The sequence below is a fragment of the Gymnodinialimonas sp. 57CJ19 genome (assembly GCF_038396845.1).
Lineage (GTDB): Bacteria > Pseudomonadota > Alphaproteobacteria > Rhodobacterales > Rhodobacteraceae > Gymnodinialimonas.
Window position 1 is genome coordinate 1,201,828 of record NZ_CP151587.1, and the last position, 20,834, is coordinate 1,222,661.

Sequence of the window (20,834 nt, forward strand, 5' to 3'; positions counted from 1 at the left end):
CAACTGCGACCGGTGATCTTTCAGATGACGTAGTTCAGAGGCTTCGCCGCACAAATGGTTACCCCGCAAGTTGCGGTTCTCCGCCGGTAGGGGTCCCACACTTAGGCACCAGAAAAAAATTACGTGCAAAAGCAATGAAGCTATCGGCGCCCTTAAGTAATTTCCTATGCAGTTGATCGAGAAGACGCCACGAAATTTTGTCCTCAGTGCAATCCTTTAGCCATATCCAAGACGAAAGCTATATCCAATTTTGTCGACTTATTTAAGCCTAGATGGCGTACCCTCAAGGCGATGGATCACACGAGCTGACTGTGGAAAGTCTCCTGCTATGCGGTTCAAGAAACGCAACGCTTTATACTCGGCATAACGTTTTTCTGAAAATCTGAGTTAATAGATTCAACTTGAGCACGGCTGTGTTGAACCGAAATCTTTTCGGCATCGCGTTCGGCATTTGAGGTCGCTACCGGAGCATGAGCGAGTAATCCCGGCAGCCACGGCCAAGGATGCCATCCAAAAGCGTCACTCTTCACTGTGGGGCGGGTTCATGCTGGCTTGGATGTCTTGTACGTCTTGAGGCCACGTTGACCGGATGTATGCAAGGATATCCCAGACGTCATCTTCTGTCAGAATGTCCTGCATTCCCATCATGGCGCTATTGAAGCCGGCGATGCCACGGGCCTCCAGTGCCGCCTGACCGCCCAGATATGTATAGTCGAACAGCAGTTGGTTATCGTGGTGCCATGTATGGCCCGTGCGATCATGGGGTGGAGCTGGAAGAACCCCATCGTCACCGGGCACCCGCCAGTTGGGTTGACCCTCCAGATCCGGGCCATGGCAGGCGGCACAGTGGGTTTCATAGTGGGACCGTCCGTTCGCGATATCGCGACCTTCCATCTCATGGTCTGCAACGGCAGAGGCGGGGGTTATGGCCAGCACGACCAACGGCATAAACAGACGCATCACGCCACCTGCACCCAAGTCTTCATGCCGGCAGCCTGATGCCCAAGCATATGACAATGAAGCAGCCACTGGCCGGGATTGTCGAAGACACAAACGATATCGCGGGTTTCCCTTGCATTGACGAGGGTCGTGTCGCGTTGCGGCCCGAGCGACCCATCGGCGGCAACTTCATGGAAGTGGTGCCCGTGAAGGTGAATGCCATGGGGGAACGCGGTTTCGTTGACCAGAGTGATCCGCGCTGTCTGCCCGCGATCAAATCGGGCGAAGGGTGTGTCGGTCAGGTTCGATTGGCCATTAAACCCCCACAGATCCTCGCCCGAGTGCCTCCCACCCATGGCTCCGCCCTCCATGGTCAGGGTCAAGGCGTGATCGGGGGTGGGGGCCGGCATGGCTGTCGGGGTCATTGGCAAACCGACAATCTCATTGATGATTGGGTCTGCGTTCATGCCTTCCAGCGCAATCTGGCCTAGCTCATACGGGCCTTCTCCAGTCTGGATAAGGATCGACACAGGGTCAGCGACGTCTGCGATAATGTCGATGCGTTGGGCGGGGGCCATAACCAGATCGGAAATTGGCATCGGGTCCGGCAAGGGCATCCCATCCAAGGCGACAATCACCCCCTCGATCCCCGTAACTTCAAGCGGGAAAATGCGTGCCGTAGCCGTGTTGATCAGACGCAGCCGGATTCGGTCGCCTTGTCGCACCGATGGCCGGGAGATCACAGCACGCGCGAAATTGCCCAGTCGTCCCCCGTGAGAGAAGTCGTGGCGGTTTCCGAAATCTCCCGCCAACTGCCCGGACCGATCCATTCTCCAATCATCCACAATCACCGTGATGTCGTGGTCGACAGGCGGCGGGTTGGTCTCTTCCACGATCAACGGGCCGTAGAGGCCACGTTCCACCTGCTCCCACGACCGGGCATGGGAATGATACCAGTAGGTGCCAGGATCAGGGGTGACGAAGTTATAGTCGAACGTCGTGCCTGGCTCTACGAGGTCTTGGGTCAAGCCGGGTACACCGTCCATGGCGTTGTCTATGCGAATACCATGCCAATGCATCGCTGAACCTTGATCTGTCTGGTTGTCGAACAGGACAGACAGCGTCTCGCCCTGTCGCAGGCGAAGCTCTGGCCCGGGGGTAGAGCCGTTCAATCCCAGCATTCGGGTCGCGGGCTCCGTCTCGGGCAGGATTTGAGCCGATACCGGCTCTGCCCGCAGGGTGATTGGTGTCGCCAAAGCAACGCGCGGAAGAAAGGCCGACGCGGCAGTCGTGGCGAGGAATGTGCGACGCGTTAGGATCATGTGGGCACCGGTAGGATTGAGGTGAAGATGGATGTCGCCAACAGGATCGCGACGATGGCGACCCATTCGACACTGATGGACAAGGAAAGGTGTCGAGCGGCCTGTGTGTCACCGGCAGCAAGCTGGGGGACGAACCGCAGCTTGTTGGCTGCAGCGAGGCCCAAAAGAAGGCTTACGAGGGCGATTTTGGCCGAAAGGGTCTGACCATAGGCGGAGCCGATCAGGTTCGCCCACGATCCGGTCAATTTCCACGCATGAAACACACCTGCTCCGATCAGGACGGGCACCACGATGGTTGCAATCTGTCCAAACCGATGGCCCAGAGTGGCGGCTTGCGAAAGATACAAAGGATTGGAGGCCAACCGCCTGAGCGGCGATAGCACGCCGATCCAGAATGCGACGCCCGCCAGATGCACGACCAGCAGCACTTTCATCCCCGTCACGGCTCCGGAAAGGTGCCCAATCTGGGCGAAGGACCACAGTACGAGCGCGGTCCCCGCAAGCGCCACCCATTTGCCCAACTGGCCCGTCATCAAGCCGATAAGGATGAGGCCCAAGCCGATCACACGAAGGGAAAGTACCGTGCCCACGGGTGTTTGCCACAGTATGCCGAGTATCTGCGGGTCGGTGATGCCCGAGGCATCGCCCGTCAAAGCGGCGCCACGAACTGCAAAGGCCAAACCCGCAGCCCCAAGGCCAATCGCTGCCGCCACAGCAGTGGTCTTGCGAATGGCAAGGGGGGTGTCGCCGAGCTGATTGGCAAAAACGACACGAACCATGACCAGACCCGTTGCCGTAAGAACGCTCAGGTAGAGGCACAATTTAATGATGATGGCGACCTGCCCCCAGATATCGGGCATGGGTTTACTCGACGTTGAAAGTGAAGGAACCGACGACGGGATGCCCGTCAATCCCAAGCCCCCGCCATTCGATCAGGTACGTGCCGGGGCCCATGTCCGTAACTGGCACCGAAAACTCGGTCCCGAAAGACTGCTGATCGCTCAGGTCCAGATCAGCGGCCGGCGTATCGCCATGGGTCATCTCGATGCGGGTCAGCCGGATTTGATCGTCGAATGTGAACATGACGTGCTCAGGTGCGGTCCGGACGGTGTCACCATCGGCTGGCATCGTCGTCATGGCGTCGCTGTGGGCCGCTGCGATGCCGGTGGATAGAGCAACGGCGAACGACGCGCTGATCAGGTTTTTCATTCTTACGTTCCTTAGTTTATGCCGTTGGCCTGTTGAAGCTCACGGATGTAATCGACGACCATGGCGACATCGCCGCGGGTCAGGCCCTCGACGGCGGGCATGTTGCCGAAGGACCAGTGGTGTTGCTGAACACCCAGGGCGGCGGCCCTTTGAAACGCCTCATCGCCATGGTGCGATGGCTCGTAAATGATATGGACCAACGGAGGGGCAATGCCAGCCCGGCCCACGGAATCGACCCCATGGCAATCCGCGCATTGGCTTAGATAGATATTTTCCCCGATCTGGGCATTCGCCGATAGCGTCTCTGGCAGTAAGACCTCGGCGAGGGCAGATCCCGCCTCATCTGCTGCCGGAGCCGTAGACGCGGGCTCTGTTTGAAATGTCCACCACAGCCCCGCTGCCGCCACCGCAACGAAACTTGCTCCTGCCAATAGTCGATTGTTCACTGCGTTCTCCGTTGCAATTTCGCCCGGGATACAGATTCCACCTACTGGAGGGTCAAGCGATACCGCCTAACGCTTTCGTGAGCATCCAGATCGCCATGCCGATCATCATCAGGTTCTCGGTCAGCGACACGAACCCCAACGGCACGTTGCTGTCGCCTCCGACGCAGGCACATTTCAATTCTCGTTTGTCGATATAGACCGCCTTGAACACGCTGACCGCCCCGATACTGGCAACGAACAATGCCGCAGGGGCAGAAAGCAACGGTAGGACGCCCGCCATCATCAGCAGTCCTGCGCCGGTCTCTACGAACGGATAAACGTAGCCATAGCGAACCCAGCGTTGCGCCAGCAGATCATAGTTGAGGAACATCGTCGCGAAAGACTCCAGGTCTTTAAGCTTCTGGAGACCCAGCAGCACCATTGATATTGCAATGAACCATTCGACGGATCGCCCGGCCAATGGCACGCCGAGGGTCAGCCAAGTGACGGCGACTGACATCAGCGCGGCGATACTGAACAGCGCGATGATAGGCTGGTAGGACGTGTCGCCTTCGCCCTTCACAGGTTTCCCGAAATGAGCGGCCAGGTCGTCGTAGCCTCCGATCCGCTCGCCCTCAATGAAAGTCTGGGGGGTCGTCTTGACACCGTGCTCCTGTTTGAACGCATCGGTTTCATCGCGGCTGGTCAGATGGCGATCATCGACGGAATACCCTTCACGCTCCAGAAGGTCCTTGGATTTGAGGCCGTAGGGGCAAGTATGGTCGGCCATGACCATACGATAGAGGACGGCAGATCTGTTCGTTTTGGGCATTGGGGTCTCCAATTTTGTTGATGTCACGATCCATCGAGGTCCGCGATCAACGCGGTCATCTCGTCAATCTCACGCCGTTGTGCTGCAATGATTTCACTAGCTAGTTCCTGCACCCGGGGGTCGGAAATCTCCGCCCGTTCGCTGGTGAGAATGGCAATGGAATGGTGCGGGATCATCGCGCGCATCCAGCTTACGTCTTGCACGGTCTCCTGACTGCGGACAAGCCAGAGCGAGCCCGCGAATACCAGGATTGAGCCTGCATAGATCGCCGTGTTTACTGCCTTGTTTCGGTACATCCCCAGCATGAATGTCAGCATCACAACCGCCATTACCGATCCCATGAGGAAAGCCATGTAGAACCGTGTTTCACTGAAGAACACATGATCAAGGGCATAGGTGTTCAGATACATCAGGCCGAACATGATCGCGGTCGATGTTCCGATCATCGCGAAAAACCGGCCATAGGGCTTAGAGTCCGATTTCTTCTCCATCTCATCAATCTCCGAATTTGTTGCTGCACTGGTGAAACAACCTTCCAGTGCGGGAGGGTTCCACAACCGGGGCGCAGTATGCTTTCTTGGTATCAGAGAGGTAATGCTTCCAGTTGCTGGAGGGTCAAGAAGCGCGTCGTCGAGTATTTTGCTTCGCCGCGAAGGCGGCAGGGGCTGTCGGCGCGCTCAGTCCGGTATTTCGCAGGGTGAACGGTTCTCGATCCGGCACGGTGCAAACATTTGTGTCCCGTCAATCGTTCAGGTTCAGTTGGAGAGCCGCGCCAGTTCGACGGCCTGTGTCTGAAGCACCACACGTTCATTGCCAGCGGGTCAGAGAGTGTCTGCGCAACGCGCTGCGGCTTGCCGCGCATCCATGATCGCCTTTGGCCCGACAACAGTACGCGCCGTTCGATGCCGATCCGTTCAAGGAGTTTGGCGTCGTGGCTCACCACAGGAAGTGAGCCATCGTACGCAGTCAGCGCGTATTCCAGGTCTGTTTCGTAAAGATCCCTATCGCGCCCTTTGGCCCCCGCCGCCGCCCACGCCGGAGGCTCCATGCCCGAGAACTGGCATCGGGGTTCACCGTGTTCCAAATCGGCACTGCAATGGGCTGTTTGATATTCCACAAGTTTCACGAGCTCTTGAATTGGCGATGTTTTTTCGCTGCCCGAGGCAGGCTCGGACGTGCGATGATGCAGTTTCCTTGGAATAGCGGTGGTCTTGGTAACCTTTCGCCTGTTGGGCGAGAATTCTCGGGCGGAACCGAGCCTGTAAGGGAGGCTTTTGGAGGGGCCAGCGTTTATGCAAGTAATTTCATTACCGTCAGAGGGGCCAAGATAATGTTGAGTTTGTTAACCTTTTGCGAGGTTTAGAAGGAGGCGGGGACGATTGACGGGAGCTGAAGCAGATTCTTATTGTTACCTGCCGCGGGGTTACAATTGAGCGGCGCAAATTCACGGTGATTGGCCTTGAAAACAAGCTTTAGTCAAAATACTACTGAAATATCATTTTACTTTATTTGGAGTAGTGCCGTGAAAAAGGCCCTTCTGACGACCGCACTCATCGCTTCTTTCGGGACCACGGCTGTTGCACAAGGTATTGAGCCTGTCGCCACCGCCCCTGCAACCGATGTGACAGTCGGGACGCTGGCTGCTGAGTCGACCATTTTCCTCGCCGTGTTGGGCGCAGCGGTTGTTGTTGCTGGTATCGTTGCCAGCTCCGATTCGTCTGACGGCACCAACTAAGCTGTTCAGATACGTTTAAGAGAGCCCCGCCGGAGCAATCCGTGCGGGGCTTTTTTGTGGCGACCGTGAGGATGCGTGCGAAGAGGGCGGAAGCGTGTGTTCGCGGGAGGGGCAGGTGTGGGACGCTCCGCGGGGAGTTGTATCCGCCAAGATGAAGGAGCGGGCGCGATCAGTGATCCTGGTATTCCACAGTGATCTTGTCGCCGATGGGTAGGGCTTGGCAGCTCAGCACCATACCCCGGGCGACTTCGTAGTCTTCGAGGGCGTGGTTGGTGATCATCTGGGCGTCACCATCAAGGACTTTGCACATACAGGTTGAACAGACGCCCGCTTTGCAAGCGTAGGGCGCATCGAGGCCCGCGCGCAGGGCTGCCGTGAGGATGGTTTCACCGGGGGCAACGTCCACGTCCTGAGCGGTGCCATCGACGATGATCGTGGCGGTGGTGGTGGTGGCGTTGTCGTCAGGCAGCGCGCCTTGGGGCAGTTGGCCCTTTTGCGCAGCGGCGAAGAGTTCGTATTTGATCGCCGTTTGCGGCACGCCGTGGTGAGACAGGCGGTTTGCGATGGTTTCCGTCGCGGACTCCGGCCCGCAGATGAAGGCGGCGTCTGCGGTTTCGACGTCAATCCATTGGGCGAACATGGCGTCTAGTTTGGCGGCGTCGATGCGGCCAGTGAACAGGTCGATACCGGTGGGGTCGTTCTTGAGGATGTGGACGACGTTGAGGCGGGTGAGGTTTTCGTTCTTGAGGTCCTCCAGTTCCTCGCGGAACATGACATCGCGGGCAGTTCGATTGGCGTAGATCAGGGTGAAGCGGCTGTTTGGCTCTACCGCGAGGGTGCTGCGCAGGATCGACAGGATAGGCGTGATGCCAGAGCCGATGGCGAAGCCGATGTAGTGGTGACGCGCTTCGGGTTTCAGGGGGGTGTGGAAGGTGCCCATGGGGGAGAGCGCCTCGATTTGGTCACCGACTTTGAGCGTCTCGTTGGCCCAAGTGGAAAAGGCGCCGCCGCGCACTTTCTTGATACCAACCTCCAAGATGTTGTCGGTGACGCCTGCGCTGATGGAATAGGCGCGACGCAATTCCACGCCGTCGATTTCCTGACGGAATGTAAGGTATTGGCCTTGGGTGAAAGGCAGGGTTGAGCCGTCGGTGGGGGTCAGTCGCAGGGAGACCGCATCGGCGGTGGTGCGATGAATGTGGGTGACGGTGAGGGGGATGAATTTGGCCATGGTTATATGCACTTAAAGTAGTCAAAGGGTTCGAGGCATTCCGTGCAGCGCCATTGGGCCTTGCAGGGGGTGGAGCCGAATTGGCTGATGCGCTCGACGGCTGTGGATCGGCATCGGGGGCAATGGGCCGGGCCGCCGGCGGGATTGGGCGGGGCGATGCCGTAGGCCTCTAGCTTGGCGCGGCCTTTGTCGGAGAGCCAGTCGGTTGTCCAAGGCGGCGCGATCTGGCGCTTGAGCGAGAGATTGTCGATACCTTTGGCGTGGAGCGCCTCGGTCACGGACAATTCGATCACCGCCGTGGCAGGGCAGCCTGAATAGGTGGGGGTCAAGGTGACTTCCAAGGTGTCATCGCGCCAGGCAACGCCCCGGACGACGCCAAGATCGACCAGAGAGATCACAGGGATCTCCGGGTCTGGCACATTGTCGAGCCAGTCCCACACTTGTTGGGTGGAAGGTTTCACCAAGATGCACCCGGATAGGCCCGTTGCAGCCACTGCATCTGAGTCAGCAGGTGACCCAGATGTTCGGAATGGCGCGCGCCCGTGTGACCGCCTTGATGGGCGAAGCGGCTTTCGGGGATCGTCAGGGTGGCCTCTGCTAGAATGGCGCCCATAGTGCCGTCGTAGGCAGGGCGCAGGAGCGCGGGATCGGGCGCGATGGCGGGCAGGGTTGTATCTGTGACGAAAAGCTCGCCGACATAGGGATAGAGCAAGTCGAGCGCGTCTTGCATTTTATCGTGGCTCTCGGTCGTGCCATCGCCCAAACGGATCACCAGATCGGCAGAACGTTCTGCGTGGTAGGTGACTTCCTTTTCCGCCTTGGCAGCGATGGCGGCAACTTGGTCGTCGGTGCTGTTCTTCAGGGAGCCGAGGCGTGCCAAGTGCCAGTGATCGAACAGGAATTGCCGCATGATCGTTTGACCAAAGTTGCCGTTGGGTTGCTGTACCAGGAGGCAGCAGCGGAAATCCCATGCGTCGCGCAGCATGGCGAGATCATCGGCGGAGCGGCCCTTGCCCTCGACCTCAGCCGCGAGGCCGAGCCAAAGTTGAGTTTGACCGATGAAATCAAGCGCGGTGTTGGCAAGCGCGATATCTTCTTCCAGGATCGGGGCCTTGCCGCACCATTCCGATAGGCGGTGGCCCAGGATCAGGGTGGTGTCGCCCATCCGTAGCAGGAACTCGAACAGGGCGGTGTTTTCTGTTGTCTCCATCACATGGGCCCTACTTCTTTGGGAATGTTGAAGAACGTGGGATGGCGGTAGGCCTTGTCTTCCGCTGGATCATACATCGGGCCCTTCTTGGAAGGGCTGGAGGCCGCGATTTCGCTGGCGGGTACTGCCCAGATGCTGACGCCTTCCTTGCGGCGGGTGTAGACATCGCGGGCGTTCAGGATCGCCATTTCGGCGTCAGCTGCATGGAGAGAACCCACATGGCGGTGCGATGCGCCGTGTTGGCCCCGAATGAAAATCTCCCACAGGGGCCATTCTCGTTTATCAGTCATAACAGTGCCTTACCTATCATCATGGGGCAGAAGGCTTTTGCAAAAGCCTTGGCACGCCCTTGCAAGGGCGTGGGCAGAGCCTTGCAAGGCTCTGGGAAATCTCTTGCAAGAGATTTTGTCACTCAGCCGCGACTTTTGCGGAGTGTTTCTTGTCGGCGTGGGCGGTCATGGCTTCGCGGACCCAAGCGCCGTCGTCCCAGGCTTTCTGGCGCGTGGCGATGCGGTCGGTAGAGCAGGGGCCATTGCCTTTGAGGACATCGAAGAATTCGTCCCAATCGGGTTCGGCAAAGTCGTAACCACCCTTCTCCTCGTTCCACGCCAGCGTGTCGTCGGGAATTGTCAGGCCAAGGTATTCCGCTTGCGGTGCGGTCTGGTCCACGAACTTTTGGCGCAGCTCGTCATTGGAATTCATCTTGATCTTCCATGCCATCGACTGGCTGGAGTGGGTGCTTTCGGCGTCAGAGGGGCCGAACATCATCAAGGAGGGGAACCATAGGCGGTTCAGGGCATCTTGGGCCATGGCCTTTTGCGCAGGCGTGCCCGCGCACATCTTCATCATGATGTCGAAGCCCTGGCGCTGGTGGAACGATTCCTCTTTGCACACCCGGATCATCGCACGGGCGTAGGGCCCGAATGATGTGCGTTGGAGGGGGACTTGGTTCATGATCGCCGCGCCATCCACAAGCCAGCCGACCGCGCCCATGTCGGCCCAGGTCAACGTCGGATAGGCGAAGATGGAGGAGTATTTCATCCGGCCATCCAGCAGCATTTCGGTCATCTCATCGCGGGAGATCCCCAACGTTTCGGCCGCGCAGTAAAGGTAGAGCCCGTGTCCCGCTTCATCCTGCACTTTGGCCAGCAGGATCGCCTTGCGCTCCAGCGTGGGGGCGCGGGTGATCCAGTTACCCTCGGGCAGTTGGCCGACGATTTCGGAGTGCGCATGCTGGCCGATCTGGCGTATCAGTGTCTTGCGGTAGCCTTCCGGCATCCAATCCTTCGGCTCAATCTTTTCGCCCGCATCAATGCGTGCCTGAAAAGCGGCAAGCTTTTCCGGGTCGTCAGAGGTTGCCTCGGATTTGACCATTTGAGCGTACATGAGATCACTCCATTCGATGCCTGGGTGGCCCCGAAAGGGAGCCCGTTGGGTATATGATAACGACTTTAGCAGGTTTTGCGTGCCAAGTCCAACAAAACGTTACCACATAAAAACTAAAGAGGTTTTAAGTAACGCTTTTCGCGTGCCGAGCCGATCAGGAGCGATTGTCGATCACCCGCTTTGCCTTGCCTTCACTGCGGGCGACGCCGCCAGGCTCTGCGACAACAATGACGGCGGTGATGCCGACGACTTCCTTGATGCGGTGTTTCAAGGTCGCCCCGTGGGCGGCCTGTGCCTCGGGGCTGCTATGTTCGGGCAGGCATTCAACGTGGACGCGCATGGCGTCCATCTGGCCTTCCTTCAACAGTTCGATCTGATAGTGCGGCGCCAGGCCCTCAATCGTCAGGACCTGCTCTTCGATCTGGGTCGGGAACACGTTTACACCGCGCAGAATCATCATGTCGTCCGAGCGGCCTGTCACCTTTTCCATGCGCCGCATGGATCGCGCGGTGCCGGGCAATAGCCGAGTTAAATCGCGGGTGCGGTAGCGGATGATCGGCATGCCTTCCTTGGTGAGCGTGGTGAAAACCAGTTCCCCCATTTCGCCGTCCTCAACCACTTCCCCGGTGACCGGGTCGATGATCTCTGGGTAGAAGTTGTCCTCCCATATGTGCAGCCCGTCCTTGGTTTCGACGCATTCGCTGGCGACGCCGGGGCCCATGACTTCCGACAGGCCGTAAATATCTACGGCGTGCATGTCGAAAGCGGCTTCCACCTCTGCGCGCATCTTGTTGGTCCAAGGCTCGGCCCCGAAGACCCCTACTTCTAGCGAGCAATCGCGCGGGTCGATGCCTTGTCGGTGATATTGCTCCAAGATGTTGAGCATATAGGACGGGGTGACCATGATCGTGGTGGGGCGGAAATCTTCGATCAGCGTGACTTGCCGGGCCGTCATCCCGCCGGAGACGGGCACGACTGTACAGCCAAGCTTCTCGGCCCCGTAGTGCGCGCCAAGGCCGCCGGTGAACAGGCCGTATCCGTAGGCATTGTGCAGCATGTCGCCGGGCTTGGTGCCTGCCGCGCGCAAGGACCGGGCGACCATATTGGCCCACATCTCCAGATCGCCATCGGTGTAGCCCACGACCGTAGGTTTGCCCGTGGTGCCGGAAGAGGCGTGGATACGCGAGATCTTGTCACGGGGCACGGCGAACATGTTGAACGGGTAGTTGTCGCGCAGATCGGACTTCACTGTGAACGGGAACTTCGCCAGATCCTTCAAGGACTTCAGGTCCGCGGGGTGCACACCCGCCGCATCAAATTGCGCCTTGTAGAACGGCACATTGTCGTAGGCGTGTTGCAACGACCATTTCAATCGGTCGAGTTGCAGGGCCGAAATTTCATCGCGGGACGCAATTTCAATCGCATCGAGAGAATCGCGAGAGGGGGTGAGGTCGCGCATGTCTTATTCCTCAAACAAAGCAGAGCCGAGTGCGCGGGACGCACCTCGGAACAAGGCGATCTTCTCGCCGGATTGGTTGGTGACGGTCACGTCGGTAATGCCCGAGCGCCCCTTCAGGGTCGTCTCCACGGCGGTGGCGGTCAGCGTATCGCCAAGGCGGGCCGGGGCGAGAAAATTGATTGAATTGTGTTGGGCTACCGTTGCGACGTTGCGAGAGTTGCAGGCAAAAGCGAAGGCACTGTCGGCCAGCATGAAGGTCACGCCGCCATGGCCGATACCGTGCCCGTTACAGTGCTCTTCCCGAATCTTAAGGGTCAGGGTGGCCTTACCTTCGTCGACATGGGTAATCTCCATGCCGACCCAGGCCGAGGCCTTGTCGCCCGCCCACATGGCAGCCGCACTTCGGTTTGCACGCTCTTTCGGGGTCATAATGTGTTATACACCACAAAGGCACCGCTTGCGTGCATGGTTTTTTCATCCGCTTGCGCGGCGCTGCCCAGGCCCATGGTGGAAGTCCTCCCAAACTTTACTTGCAGCATTTTGTCTGATCGCGCAAAGTGTTACAAGATTATTCGGGGAGGAAATATTGTGCAACATGTTGAAAGTTTCGCAAAGGGCGTGTGGATCGGTCCAGATGCGGGCTCGCGCGCAATCGCGGATGCCTCCACCGGAGAGGTGATTGCCAAAGCCGGCCGTGCCGATTTGGATGTGCAGGGCATGATCGCCTATGGCCGCGAAGTGGGCGGGCCAGGCCTGCGGGCGATGGATTTCCACGACCGGGCGCGGATGCTGAAGGCGCTGGCGCTTCACCTGAACAAGAACAAGCAACGGCTCTACGACCTGTCATTCACCACCGGTGCAACCCAAGCCGACCATGGCTTTGACGTGGACGGCGGCATCGGCACGCTGTTTGTCTTCGCCTCCAAGGGGCGGCGCGAAATGCCGGAAGGGCATGTCCTGATTGACGGCGGATTCGAGCAGTTGGGCAAGACCGGCGCCTTTGGCGGGCAGCATATCTATACGCCGAAACTGGGCGTCGCGTTGCATATCAACGCGTTCAACTTCCCCGTTTGGGGGATGCTGGAAAAGATCGCTCCGGCGCTGCTGGCAGGTGTGCCTTCTATCGTCAAACCGGCCACGGCGACCTGCCATGTGACCGAACTATGCGTGCGAATCATGTTGGATGCAGGGGTTCTGCCGGATGGCGCGTTGCAACTGATCAGTGGCGGAGTCGGTGATGCGTTGGACCACATGGACGCGCAGGATTCGGTGACTTTCACCGGGTCCGCGAAAACAGCGCGGATGTTGCGCGGGCATCAAGGCTTGCTGGACCGCGCCGTGCACTTCACGGCGGAACAAGACAGTCTGAACGCTACGATCCTTGGCCCAGACGCAGAGCCGGGCAGCCCGGAATTTGATCTCTTCGTGAAAGAAATCACCCGAGAAATGACCACGAAAGCGGGACAGAAATGCACTGCCATTCGGCGGGTGCTGGCACCCGAACGGCTTCTCCAGCCCCTGATAGAGGGGCTGTCGGCGCGGCTTTCCCGCGTCGTCGTGGGCGATCCGCGCCATGAGGGCGTGCGAATGGGGCCTGTCGTCTCGGCCGATCAGCGCGAAGACGTGCTGGAAAAGGCCGCGATCATCGCCAGTGAAGCCGAATGCGTCTTCGAGGGCGAAGTTGCCGGCGACATCGAGAAGGGGGCCTTTGTTTCCCCCAAGCTGTTCCATTGCGCCGATCCCGATGCCGCGACAGCCGTGCATGAAACCGAAGCCTTTGGCCCGGTCTCGACCCTGATGGGGTATCGCGACCTGGATCATGCGGTGGGGCTGGTGAACCGGGGCGGCGGCAGCCTGGTGGCCTCTGTCATCACCCACGACCCCGATGTGGCCCGTGAAGTCGTGACGGGCATCGGCGCTTGGCATGGCCGCGTCTATATCAATGACCGTGACAGCATGGGCGAGGCCACAGGCCACGGCGCGCCGATGCCGCATCTGACCCACGGTGGGCCGGGGCGTGCTGGCGGTGGTGAGGAACTGGGCGGCATCCGCGCGGTGAAGCACTACATGCAGCGGGTGGCGGTTCAGGGCTCTCCCTCGATGCTGACGTCGGTGACGGGGCGCTGGCTTCCCGGCGCCGACAAGAAGGCCGAGGCGCAGCACCCGTTCCAGGTCACATTCAACGAGTTGAGCCTCGGGCGCACCCTGCGCACAGAGCCGCGCACAATTACACTGGATGACGTCTCGCATTTTGCGGAGTTCACCGGCGACACTTTCTATGCCCACATGGATGACGCCGCAGCCGAGCGGAACCCGTTCTTTCCGGGCCGCGTAGCCCATGGCTATCTGATCCTCAGCTTTGCGGCGGGCCTGTTTGTAGAGCCCGCCGAGGGCCCAGTTCTGGCGAATACCGGGCTGGATAATCTGCGGTTCCTGAAGCCTGTCGTGCCAGGAGACAGCATTATCGTTGATCTGACGGTAATGGATAGGAAATCTCGGACGGAAGAGTATGGTGAGGTACGCTGGCACGCAGAGGTCACCAATCAAGACGGCGATGCCGTGGCGGAATACGAGTTGTTAACGATGGTCGCGAAATGAAGACGACAACCGAACGGAAGGACCGCGGTTTTGCGTGATCCGGTTCGGGATCTGGCCGCGGCACTTGCCTCGGACGCGCCGCTTAAGCTGTGGTCGGTTCTGGTGACCTGCCTCGGCGATGTGGGGCGGTCCAGCGGCGCGGAAGTGTCGGGCATTGTGTTGTCGGCCCTGGTGGAGCGGCTTGGACTGCAACCGCAAGCGATGAGGGTCGCCCTGCACCGCTTGAAGCGGGACGGTTGGGTTGAAAGCCGCCGCGATGGGCGTGTGGGATACCACAGCCTCTCTGCAACCGGGATGAAGCAGGTGGGCGAGGTCGAGAATCGGGTCTATGGGCCCGGCGCCGGGTGTGAAGAATGGCACCTGGTGGGCTTGCCGCCCGATGCGCCCGATGGCTTCGCATTGCTGCCCAAAGGCGCCTCGGCGATATCAATTGCGCGTAGCTTCGGCTTTGTCGCGGGGGCGCTGGAAGACGTGCCAGAGGATTGGATCGTCGCCAAGCCGAGCGACCGAGGCTTGCCCGATTGGGTCCGCGCCGAGGTGGCAGAGGCCGGGTGTGAAGACGCGTTCGCTAAGCTGGCGGAGTTGGTCAGCATTATTGATGCGCTGCCCGAGTCTCCCCTTGATCGGTTGGCGCTTCGGGTGTTGGTGTTGCATGGCTGGCGCCGGCTCGCCCTTCGCTCTGACCCGGCGGCGGAGGCTGTATTGGGGGCCGAGCGGGCGGAAATAGCCTGTCGTAAACGTGTCCACGCACTACTGGACCAACTGGGTCCGGTGCAGGACGAATGGTTGCAGGTGTTGGAATGAGGCTGCCACTGACAGTCTTGGCCCTCACAGGCAGCGCAAGGATTCTATCGGAGGGCCTGCCCCCTGCAGGTTTTGCGACAAGGGTGGCTCGCAGGGGGGGGCGCCAAAACAGGGCAATGGCCCCTGTGGGGTCAAGTGAACTTTTATTGCAGAAAGGCCGGTAGAATTGTGCTTTTCGCACAAAAATAGTGACATGGCATAACGATTATGCTTCATATTCATAAATCTTGTAGTTGAGTTAGGGAAACTCAACTGCGCATGTTCCGGAACAAGGCGGCGTGACCGCCCCGGGAAAAACCACTGGGAGGAAGACCAACATGATGAACAAGACACTTATGACGGCGCTTGGCACCGTTGCCGTGGGCGCGATGGCCGCGTCTGGCGCATTTGCTCAGGAAGTGACCCTGCGGATGCACCAGTTCTTGCCCGCACAGGCTAACGTGCCGACGCTGGTTCTGGACGTTTGGGCGGACCAGATCGAAGAAGCCTCTGACGGCCGTATCTCGATCGAGCGCTACCCCTCCATGCAGTTGGGTGGTTCCCCGCCAGAACTTCTGGACCAAGCGATCGACGGTGTTGCTGACATCGTTTGGACCGTGGTCGGCTATACGCCGGGCCGTTTCCCTTCGACCGAAGTTTTCGAACTGCCGTTCATGGTTGCCGATGCCCGTGCCGCGTCCTGCGCCTACTGGACGATGTATGAGGAAAGCATGCAGGAGGAATTCTCCTCTGTGCACCTTCTGGGCACTTGGGTACACGGCCCCGGTCTGTTCCACACGGCAGACCCGGTCGAGACCCCCGCTGACCTTGAAGGCATGCAGATCCGTGGCGGCTCGCGTCTGGTGAACCAATTGCTTGAAGCCACGGGTGCTACGCCGGTCGGGATGCCTGTGCCTGCTGTGACCGAGGGACTTTCGCGCGGTGTTATCGACGGCACAACGATCCCTTGGGAAGTTACGGCGTCCTTGCGGGTGGCGGAACTGGTCGAGAACCACACCGAGTTTGAAGGCAACGCGCTTTACAACCTCACCTTCGTTTTGGCGATGAACAACGAAGCCTACGAAGCGATGCCTGCAGATCTTCAGGCGATCATGGACGAGCATTCTGGTCTTGAGTTCTCGATCTTTGCCGGTGGCACGCAGGCCGATGCCGATGGTCCAGCGCGCGATATCGCCGTTGAATTGGGCAACAACATCATCACCATTGATGAAGCGACCGCTCAGGCCGAATGGATGCCTGTTGTAGAGCCAATCTACGCGACATGGATCGCTGACCTTGCCGAGAACGGCATGGACGGTCAGGCGCTGATCGATCGCGCAAACGAGCTGATGACGGGCGAATGCGCTCAGTAAGCCCCTAGGCAAAACGGGCCGCGGCAGGCGATCTGCCGCGGCCCTTTTTCTACCCAAAACTCCTGGAAGTTTCATGCACCGCGCTCTTATGTCCTTGTCCCGCCTGATGGCCATCCTTGGCGGGATGATGCTTTCGGCCGTCATTTTGCTGACAGTATTTTCCGTCGTTATGCGTGTCCTTGACCGTCTGTTTCACTGGATGAAAGACGCGGATGTCCTTGCCGGTTTGGGGCAATGGATGATTGACGCGGGCGTTGGCCCGATCCTTGGCACGTTTGAGCTGATCGAGGCCGGCATCGGCTTCGTGATTTTCGCGTTCCTGCCAATTTGCCAGATTACAGGCGGACACGCGACCGTGGATATCTTCACCTCGCAGATGTCCGAGCGCACCAACCGCATCCTTCGCGGGGTGACCGAGGTGATCTTCGCCGCCGTTCTTGTGCTGATCGCCGCACAACTCTTCGGAGGCATGATGGGGAAACTGAATTCGGGCCAAACCACCCTGGAGCTGAATTTCCCGGTTTGGTGTTCCTACGCCATTGGCCTTTTGGGGGCCGTCCTGGCGGCTGTGGTCTCGGTCTATTTGGCGATTGTCCGGGTGATTGAAATGATGACGGGCCGCGTGATGCTCCCCGCTGATCTGGGAGCAGAGCATTGACTGACCAACTTATCGGGTTCCTCTCGTTCCCTCTGCTTCTCACGATGATTTTCCTTCGGGTGCCGATCGGCCTGTCGATGTTCGTCACCGGCCTGATCGGGCTTGTCATGGTGACGGACGGCACGCAGGTGCCTTTCGGTCGCCTGAAGTCTGAAACCTTCACGACGTTTTCCAGCTATTCCCTGTCGATCATCCCGATGTTCCTGCTGATGGGCCATTTCGCCACCCTTGGCGGCATGTCCCAGGCGCTGTTCAAGGCCGCGGAAGGCTGGCTGGGCCACCGCAAGGGCGGCGTGGCGATGGCGGCTGTGGGCGCTTGCGCGGGCTTCGGCGCGATTTGCGGATCGTCCTTGGCGACGGCGGCCACCATGGGCCGGGTGGCCCTGCCCGAGATGCGACGCTACGGCTATGACGGCGGCTTCTCCACGGCTGTTCTGGCAGCGGGCGGCACCCTTGGTATCCTGATCCCGCCCTCTATCGTGCTGGTGATTTATGCCATTTTGGTCGAGCAGAACATCGCCAAGCTGTTCCTTGCGGCCTTCATTCCCGGCATCATTGCGGCGCTTGGCTATGTCCTTGCGATCTCGATCTATGTGCGGCTGTTCCCTGAGCGGGGCGGTGTGATGCCACGGGTTCCCTACGCGGAACGCTTTGCGTCCCTGGTCAAGATCTGGCCGGTTCTCATGGTGTTCGGCGCCGTGGTCGGCGGTATCTACGCGGGTTGGTTTACCCCGACCGAAGGCGCCGCTGTTGGCGCGCTTGGCACTGGGTTGATCGCTTGGTTCAACGGCGGACTGACACGCGTGACCTTGATCGAAAGCTTTACTGTCACAGCGCGCGCCACGGCGATGATCTTCTTCATCATCCTTGGCGCGGCCTTCTACAACGGCTTTCTCGCCCTGACACAGGTGCCCCAAGGCATCGCGGCATGGGTCGGCGACTCGGGCTTTTCGCCCTACATGATCCTGATTCTCATCCTGGTGTTCTATCTGGTGCTTGGGTGCTTCATGGACAGCCTGTCGATGATCTTGCTGACCATTCCGATCTTCTGGCCAGTGATGCAGGGTTTGGACTTTGGCTTTGTGTCCATGGTCGACCTGCATGGCGCCCGCGCGATGGAGGCGATGGCGGCGGTGCCGGATATAACCTCGGGCATGGTCTCCAGTCTGCAAGAAGCCTTTGCCAGTGGCGGCACATTGGATGCTGCCCAGACAGCGGCGATGGGCGCAATCCAGGGGCATTACGAAATGGCCGATGGGATGCTCAACAGCATCTTCACGACGCTCGCCAACGGGGAGGAACTGGTTCGCGACCAGACCCGTGCGTTGGAGTTGCGTCGGGTCAATGCCGGTGCGCTGGCCCGGATCAACTCGGAACTGGTGGCAATCTGGTTCGGCATCCTGGTGCTGATCGTGGTGGAGGTGGGCCTTATCACGCCGCCCGTGGGGATGAACCTGTTCATTATCAATGCGATGGAGAAGACCACCAAGATGACGGACACCTACAAGGCCGTGATGTTCTTTGTGGCGTCTGATCTGCTGCGGGTGGTTCTGTTGGTTCTATTCCCAATGATTACCTTGATCTTTATCACCTGGTAGATGATTATACTTTATAACGGTTTCCAACGGGAGTAGGAAACCGGTGCTATTCAAGCCGAAGGCGGTCACGCCACAGGGGAGGTATGTGATGAAACTAGACGGACAATCAGCGATTGTGACAGGCGGGGCTTCGGGCCTTGGCGAGGCGACAGCCCGCTATCTGGCGGCGCAGGGATGCGACGTGACAGTGCTCGATTTCAACGGCGACCGTGCGCGGGAAGTGGCCGCAGACATTGGCGGTTACTCTCAGCAGTGTGACGTCACCGACCCCGAACAGGCGGCGACTGCCGTGACCAGCGCGATGGCGCGGTTCGGGCAAGCCCCGCGCATCTGCGTGAACTGTGCGGGCATCGGCTTTGCGGCCAGGATCGTGGGTCGCGAGGGCAAGACCTCGCTTGATCTTTTTCGCAAGGTGATCGAGGTGAACCTGATTGGCACCTATAACGTGATGACCTACGCGGTTCAGGCGATGATGGACCTGCCACCGTTGGAAGATGGCGAACGGGGTGTCGTGGTCAACACCGCCTCGGCCGCGTTCCAGGATGGGCAAGTGGGGCAATCGGCCTATGCCGCCAGCAAGGGGGCGATTGCCAGCATGTGCCTGCCCTTGGCCCGTGAACTTGCCCGGCCCGGCATCCGCGTGAACGCCATTGCGCCGGGGCTGTTCAACACGCCGATGATGGAAAGCCTGCCGGAAGAAACCACCGCAGCTATTGTGGCCAATGTACCGTTCCCGGCGCGGTTGGGGCATCCTGCTGAATTCGGCCAGTTGGTCGCCAGCATCGTCGAGAACCCCTATCTGAACGGCGAGGTCATCCGCCTCGACGGCGCAACAAGGTTGCCCCCGAAATGAGCCTCGATATCGCGATAGAGGGCCGCGTCGCCACGCTGACCCTGAACCGCCCCGACAAGCGCAACGCCATGAATGATGCGCTTCTGGCCGAACTCTCCGCCTTCTGTGATGCGCCGCCGGAAGGCGTGCGTGTCGCGATCCTGACGGGGGCGGGGGACCACTTCTGTGCCGGTCTTGATCTGGCCGAGCAGCATGACCGTGACCCGGCGGAGGGCATGGCCCATTCCCGTGGCTGGCACCGCGCGATGGAGCGGGTGCAGTTTGGCGGTTTGCCTATCGTCACCGCCATGCGCGGCGCGGTGATCGGCGGCGGGCTGGAAGTTGCCAGCGCCTGTCACGTGCGCGTGGCGGGGCCCGATGTGCGGTTTCAGTTGCCTGAAGGCAAACGCGGTTTCTTCGTGGGGGGCGGCGCGACCGTGCGTGTGGGCAAAATCATCGGGCCGGACCGATTAACCGAGATGATGTTGACGGGCCGCACCTATGGCGCGCAGGATGCCTTGGCCTTGGGGCTGTGTCACTACGTCGTGGATGACCCGTTGGAAAAGGCACGAGAGCTGGCCGCGGAGATCGCCAAGAACGCGCGGATGTCAAACTATTTCGCCATTCATGGGGTCTCGAAGATCAACTCCATGTCGCCGGAAGAGGGCTTCTTCACCGAGGCTCTTTGCACCTCGATGGCGCAGACTTCGCCCGATGCAAAGGAAGGCTTTCGGGCGTTCCTGGACAAGCGTGAACCGGATTTCGAATGATGTCCTTCGACACGGATCTGCGCGGGTTGGTGGGCTACAATGTGAAGCGAGCGAACTCGTCCCTCTTGGTCGGAGTGGGCAAGGTTCTGAAGCCTTTCGGGCTACGCCGCACAACCTATTCTGCCCTATCGGTCATCGCGCAAAACGCGGGGATCAAGCAATCGGATCTGGCGCAGGTGCTGGCGATTGAACGGCCCAATCTGGTGCAGATTCTGGACGAGTTGCAGAAACCAGGCCTGATTGAGCGAACCCGAGATGCCAACGACCGCCGCGCGTACCGCCTGACGGCAACCACCGCCGGCATCGAGAAAATCGCAGCCGCGGCCAAGAAGTTGCGGGCATTTGATGAGCATTTGACCAAAGGCATGGCAGCAGAAGAACGCGCCGCTTTGATCGCCGCGTTACGCCGCGTGGAGGAAAACGGCGCCGAGGCTTGGGAGGGCCGGGAAATTGGACAAGTATCAACGACATGAC

At 59.6% G+C, this 20,834-nt stretch carries 24 protein-coding genes; 9 read left to right on the forward strand and 15 right to left on the reverse strand.

Annotation, left to right across the window (positions count from 1 at the left end):
• Positions 1-519 precede the first annotated feature (519 nt).
• From AADW23_RS06015 to AADW23_RS06050, 8 genes are all read right to left on the reverse strand, one after another.
• Complete coding sequence (locus tag AADW23_RS06015; protein WP_341863619.1) at positions 520-960, reverse strand: cytochrome c; 441 nt, start codon at positions 958-960, stop codon at positions 520-522.
• Entirely contained in the window at positions 960-2,261 is a 1,302-nt protein-coding gene (locus AADW23_RS06020) for a multicopper oxidase family protein (protein WP_341863620.1), read from the reverse strand. The genes AADW23_RS06015 and AADW23_RS06020 overlap by 1 nt, the downstream gene beginning before the upstream one ends.
• Positions 2,258-3,121, reverse strand: coding sequence for a CopD family protein (locus tag AADW23_RS06025; RefSeq protein ID WP_341863621.1), 864 nt, complete (start codon positions 3,119-3,121; stop codon positions 2,258-2,260). Before AADW23_RS06025 ends, AADW23_RS06020 begins: the two co-directional genes overlap by 4 nt.
• Before the next feature lie 4 nt (positions 3,122-3,125).
• Positions 3,126-3,470, reverse strand: a complete 345-nt coding sequence (locus AADW23_RS06030; protein ID WP_341863622.1) for a copper resistance CopC family protein — start codon at positions 3,468-3,470, stop codon at positions 3,126-3,128.
• A gap of 11 nt (positions 3,471-3,481) precedes the next feature.
• Positions 3,482-3,916, reverse strand: a complete 435-nt coding sequence (locus tag AADW23_RS06035; protein WP_341863623.1) for a cytochrome c — start codon at positions 3,914-3,916, stop codon at positions 3,482-3,484.
• A gap of 52 nt (positions 3,917-3,968) precedes the next feature.
• A complete protein-coding gene (locus tag AADW23_RS06040) occupies positions 3,969-4,727 on the reverse strand; it encodes a glutaredoxin family protein (RefSeq protein WP_341863624.1) in 759 nt (252 codons plus the stop codon).
• Positions 4,728-4,750: 23 nt separating this feature from the next.
• Complete coding sequence (locus tag AADW23_RS06045; protein ID WP_341863625.1) at positions 4,751-5,218, reverse strand: DUF305 domain-containing protein; 468 nt, start codon at positions 5,216-5,218, stop codon at positions 4,751-4,753.
• A gap of 92 nt (positions 5,219-5,310) precedes the next feature.
• Positions 5,311-5,844, reverse strand: a complete 534-nt coding sequence (locus AADW23_RS06050; protein WP_341863626.1) for a hypothetical protein — start codon at positions 5,842-5,844, stop codon at positions 5,311-5,313.
• A 342-nt stretch (positions 5,845-6,186) separates the two neighbouring features.
• Here AADW23_RS06050 and AADW23_RS06055 point away from each other — a divergent pair, with 342 nt between their 5' ends.
• Complete coding sequence (locus AADW23_RS06055; RefSeq protein WP_341863627.1) at positions 6,187-6,462, forward strand: hypothetical protein; 276 nt, start codon at positions 6,187-6,189, stop codon at positions 6,460-6,462.
• Positions 6,463-6,631: 169 nt separating this feature from the next.
• Here AADW23_RS06055 and AADW23_RS06060 read toward each other — a convergent pair whose 3' ends face one another.
• The 7 genes from AADW23_RS06060 to paaI form a co-directional block, all read right to left on the reverse strand.
• The gene (locus AADW23_RS06060) at positions 6,632-7,693 is read right to left on the reverse strand and encodes a 2Fe-2S iron-sulfur cluster-binding protein (RefSeq protein WP_341863628.1); all 1,062 of its coding nucleotides are present in this window, start codon (positions 7,691-7,693) and stop codon (positions 6,632-6,634) included.
• 2 nt (positions 7,694-7,695) lie between these two features.
• The gene (gene paaD / locus AADW23_RS06065; protein WP_341863629.1) at positions 7,696-8,154 is read right to left on the reverse strand and encodes a 1,2-phenylacetyl-CoA epoxidase subunit PaaD; all 459 of its coding nucleotides are present in this window, start codon (positions 8,152-8,154) and stop codon (positions 7,696-7,698) included.
• Complete coding sequence (gene paaC / locus AADW23_RS06070; RefSeq protein ID WP_341863630.1) at positions 8,151-8,903, reverse strand: 1,2-phenylacetyl-CoA epoxidase subunit PaaC; 753 nt, start codon at positions 8,901-8,903, stop codon at positions 8,151-8,153. The genes paaD and paaC overlap by 4 nt, the downstream gene beginning before the upstream one ends.
• Positions 8,903-9,193 (reverse strand): 1,2-phenylacetyl-CoA epoxidase subunit PaaB, encoded by a 291-nt coding sequence (gene paaB, locus AADW23_RS06075; RefSeq protein ID WP_341863631.1) that lies wholly within the window; start codon positions 9,191-9,193, stop codon positions 8,903-8,905. Before paaB ends, paaC begins: the two co-directional genes overlap by 1 nt.
• 118 nt (positions 9,194-9,311) lie before the next feature.
• Positions 9,312-10,289, reverse strand: a complete 978-nt coding sequence (gene paaA, locus AADW23_RS06080) for a 1,2-phenylacetyl-CoA epoxidase subunit PaaA (RefSeq protein WP_341863632.1) — start codon at positions 10,287-10,289, stop codon at positions 9,312-9,314.
• Positions 10,290-10,443: 154 nt separating this feature from the next.
• Positions 10,444-11,748: a phenylacetate--CoA ligase PaaK gene (gene paaK, locus AADW23_RS06085; RefSeq protein WP_341863633.1), complete on the reverse strand. Its 1,305-nt coding sequence runs from the start codon at positions 11,746-11,748 to the stop codon at positions 10,444-10,446.
• 3 nt (positions 11,749-11,751) lie between these two features.
• Positions 11,752-12,177: a hydroxyphenylacetyl-CoA thioesterase PaaI gene (paaI, locus tag AADW23_RS06090; RefSeq protein WP_341863634.1), complete on the reverse strand. Its 426-nt coding sequence runs from the start codon at positions 12,175-12,177 to the stop codon at positions 11,752-11,754.
• 159 nt (positions 12,178-12,336) lie between these two features.
• On the opposite strand from paaI, the gene paaZ reads away from it, so the two are divergent.
• From paaZ to AADW23_RS06130, 8 genes are all read left to right on the forward strand, one after another.
• On the forward strand, positions 12,337-14,346 hold the full coding sequence (gene paaZ / locus AADW23_RS06095) for a phenylacetic acid degradation bifunctional protein PaaZ (protein ID WP_341863635.1): 2,010 nt from the start codon (positions 12,337-12,339) through the stop codon (positions 14,344-14,346).
• 30 nt (positions 14,347-14,376) lie between these two features.
• The gene (locus AADW23_RS06100; RefSeq protein WP_341863636.1) at positions 14,377-15,150 is read left to right on the forward strand and encodes a hypothetical protein; all 774 of its coding nucleotides are present in this window, start codon (positions 14,377-14,379) and stop codon (positions 15,148-15,150) included.
• 335 nt (positions 15,151-15,485) lie between these two features.
• On the forward strand, positions 15,486-16,502 hold the full coding sequence (locus AADW23_RS06105; protein WP_341864283.1) for a TRAP transporter substrate-binding protein: 1,017 nt from the start codon (positions 15,486-15,488) through the stop codon (positions 16,500-16,502).
• Between the two features lie 73 nt (positions 16,503-16,575).
• On the forward strand, positions 16,576-17,160 hold the full coding sequence (locus AADW23_RS06110) for a TRAP transporter small permease (RefSeq protein ID WP_341863637.1): 585 nt from the start codon (positions 16,576-16,578) through the stop codon (positions 17,158-17,160).
• 44 nt (positions 17,161-17,204) lie between these two features.
• On the forward strand, positions 17,205-18,758 hold the full coding sequence (locus AADW23_RS06115) for a TRAP transporter large permease (RefSeq protein ID WP_341864284.1): 1,554 nt from the start codon (positions 17,205-17,207) through the stop codon (positions 18,756-18,758).
• An 88-nt stretch (positions 18,759-18,846) separates the two neighbouring features.
• The gene (locus AADW23_RS06120; protein WP_341863638.1) at positions 18,847-19,611 is read left to right on the forward strand and encodes an SDR family NAD(P)-dependent oxidoreductase; all 765 of its coding nucleotides are present in this window, start codon (positions 18,847-18,849) and stop codon (positions 19,609-19,611) included.
• A complete protein-coding gene (locus AADW23_RS06125) occupies positions 19,608-20,360 on the forward strand; it encodes a crotonase/enoyl-CoA hydratase family protein (RefSeq protein WP_341863639.1) in 753 nt (250 codons plus the stop codon). The genes AADW23_RS06120 and AADW23_RS06125 overlap by 4 nt, the downstream gene beginning before the upstream one ends.
• Positions 20,357-20,833 (forward strand): MarR family transcriptional regulator, encoded by a 477-nt coding sequence (locus AADW23_RS06130; RefSeq protein WP_341863640.1) that lies wholly within the window; start codon positions 20,357-20,359, stop codon positions 20,831-20,833. Before AADW23_RS06125 ends, AADW23_RS06130 begins: the two co-directional genes overlap by 4 nt.
• The last annotated feature ends 1 nt before the right edge of the window (position 20,834 follow it).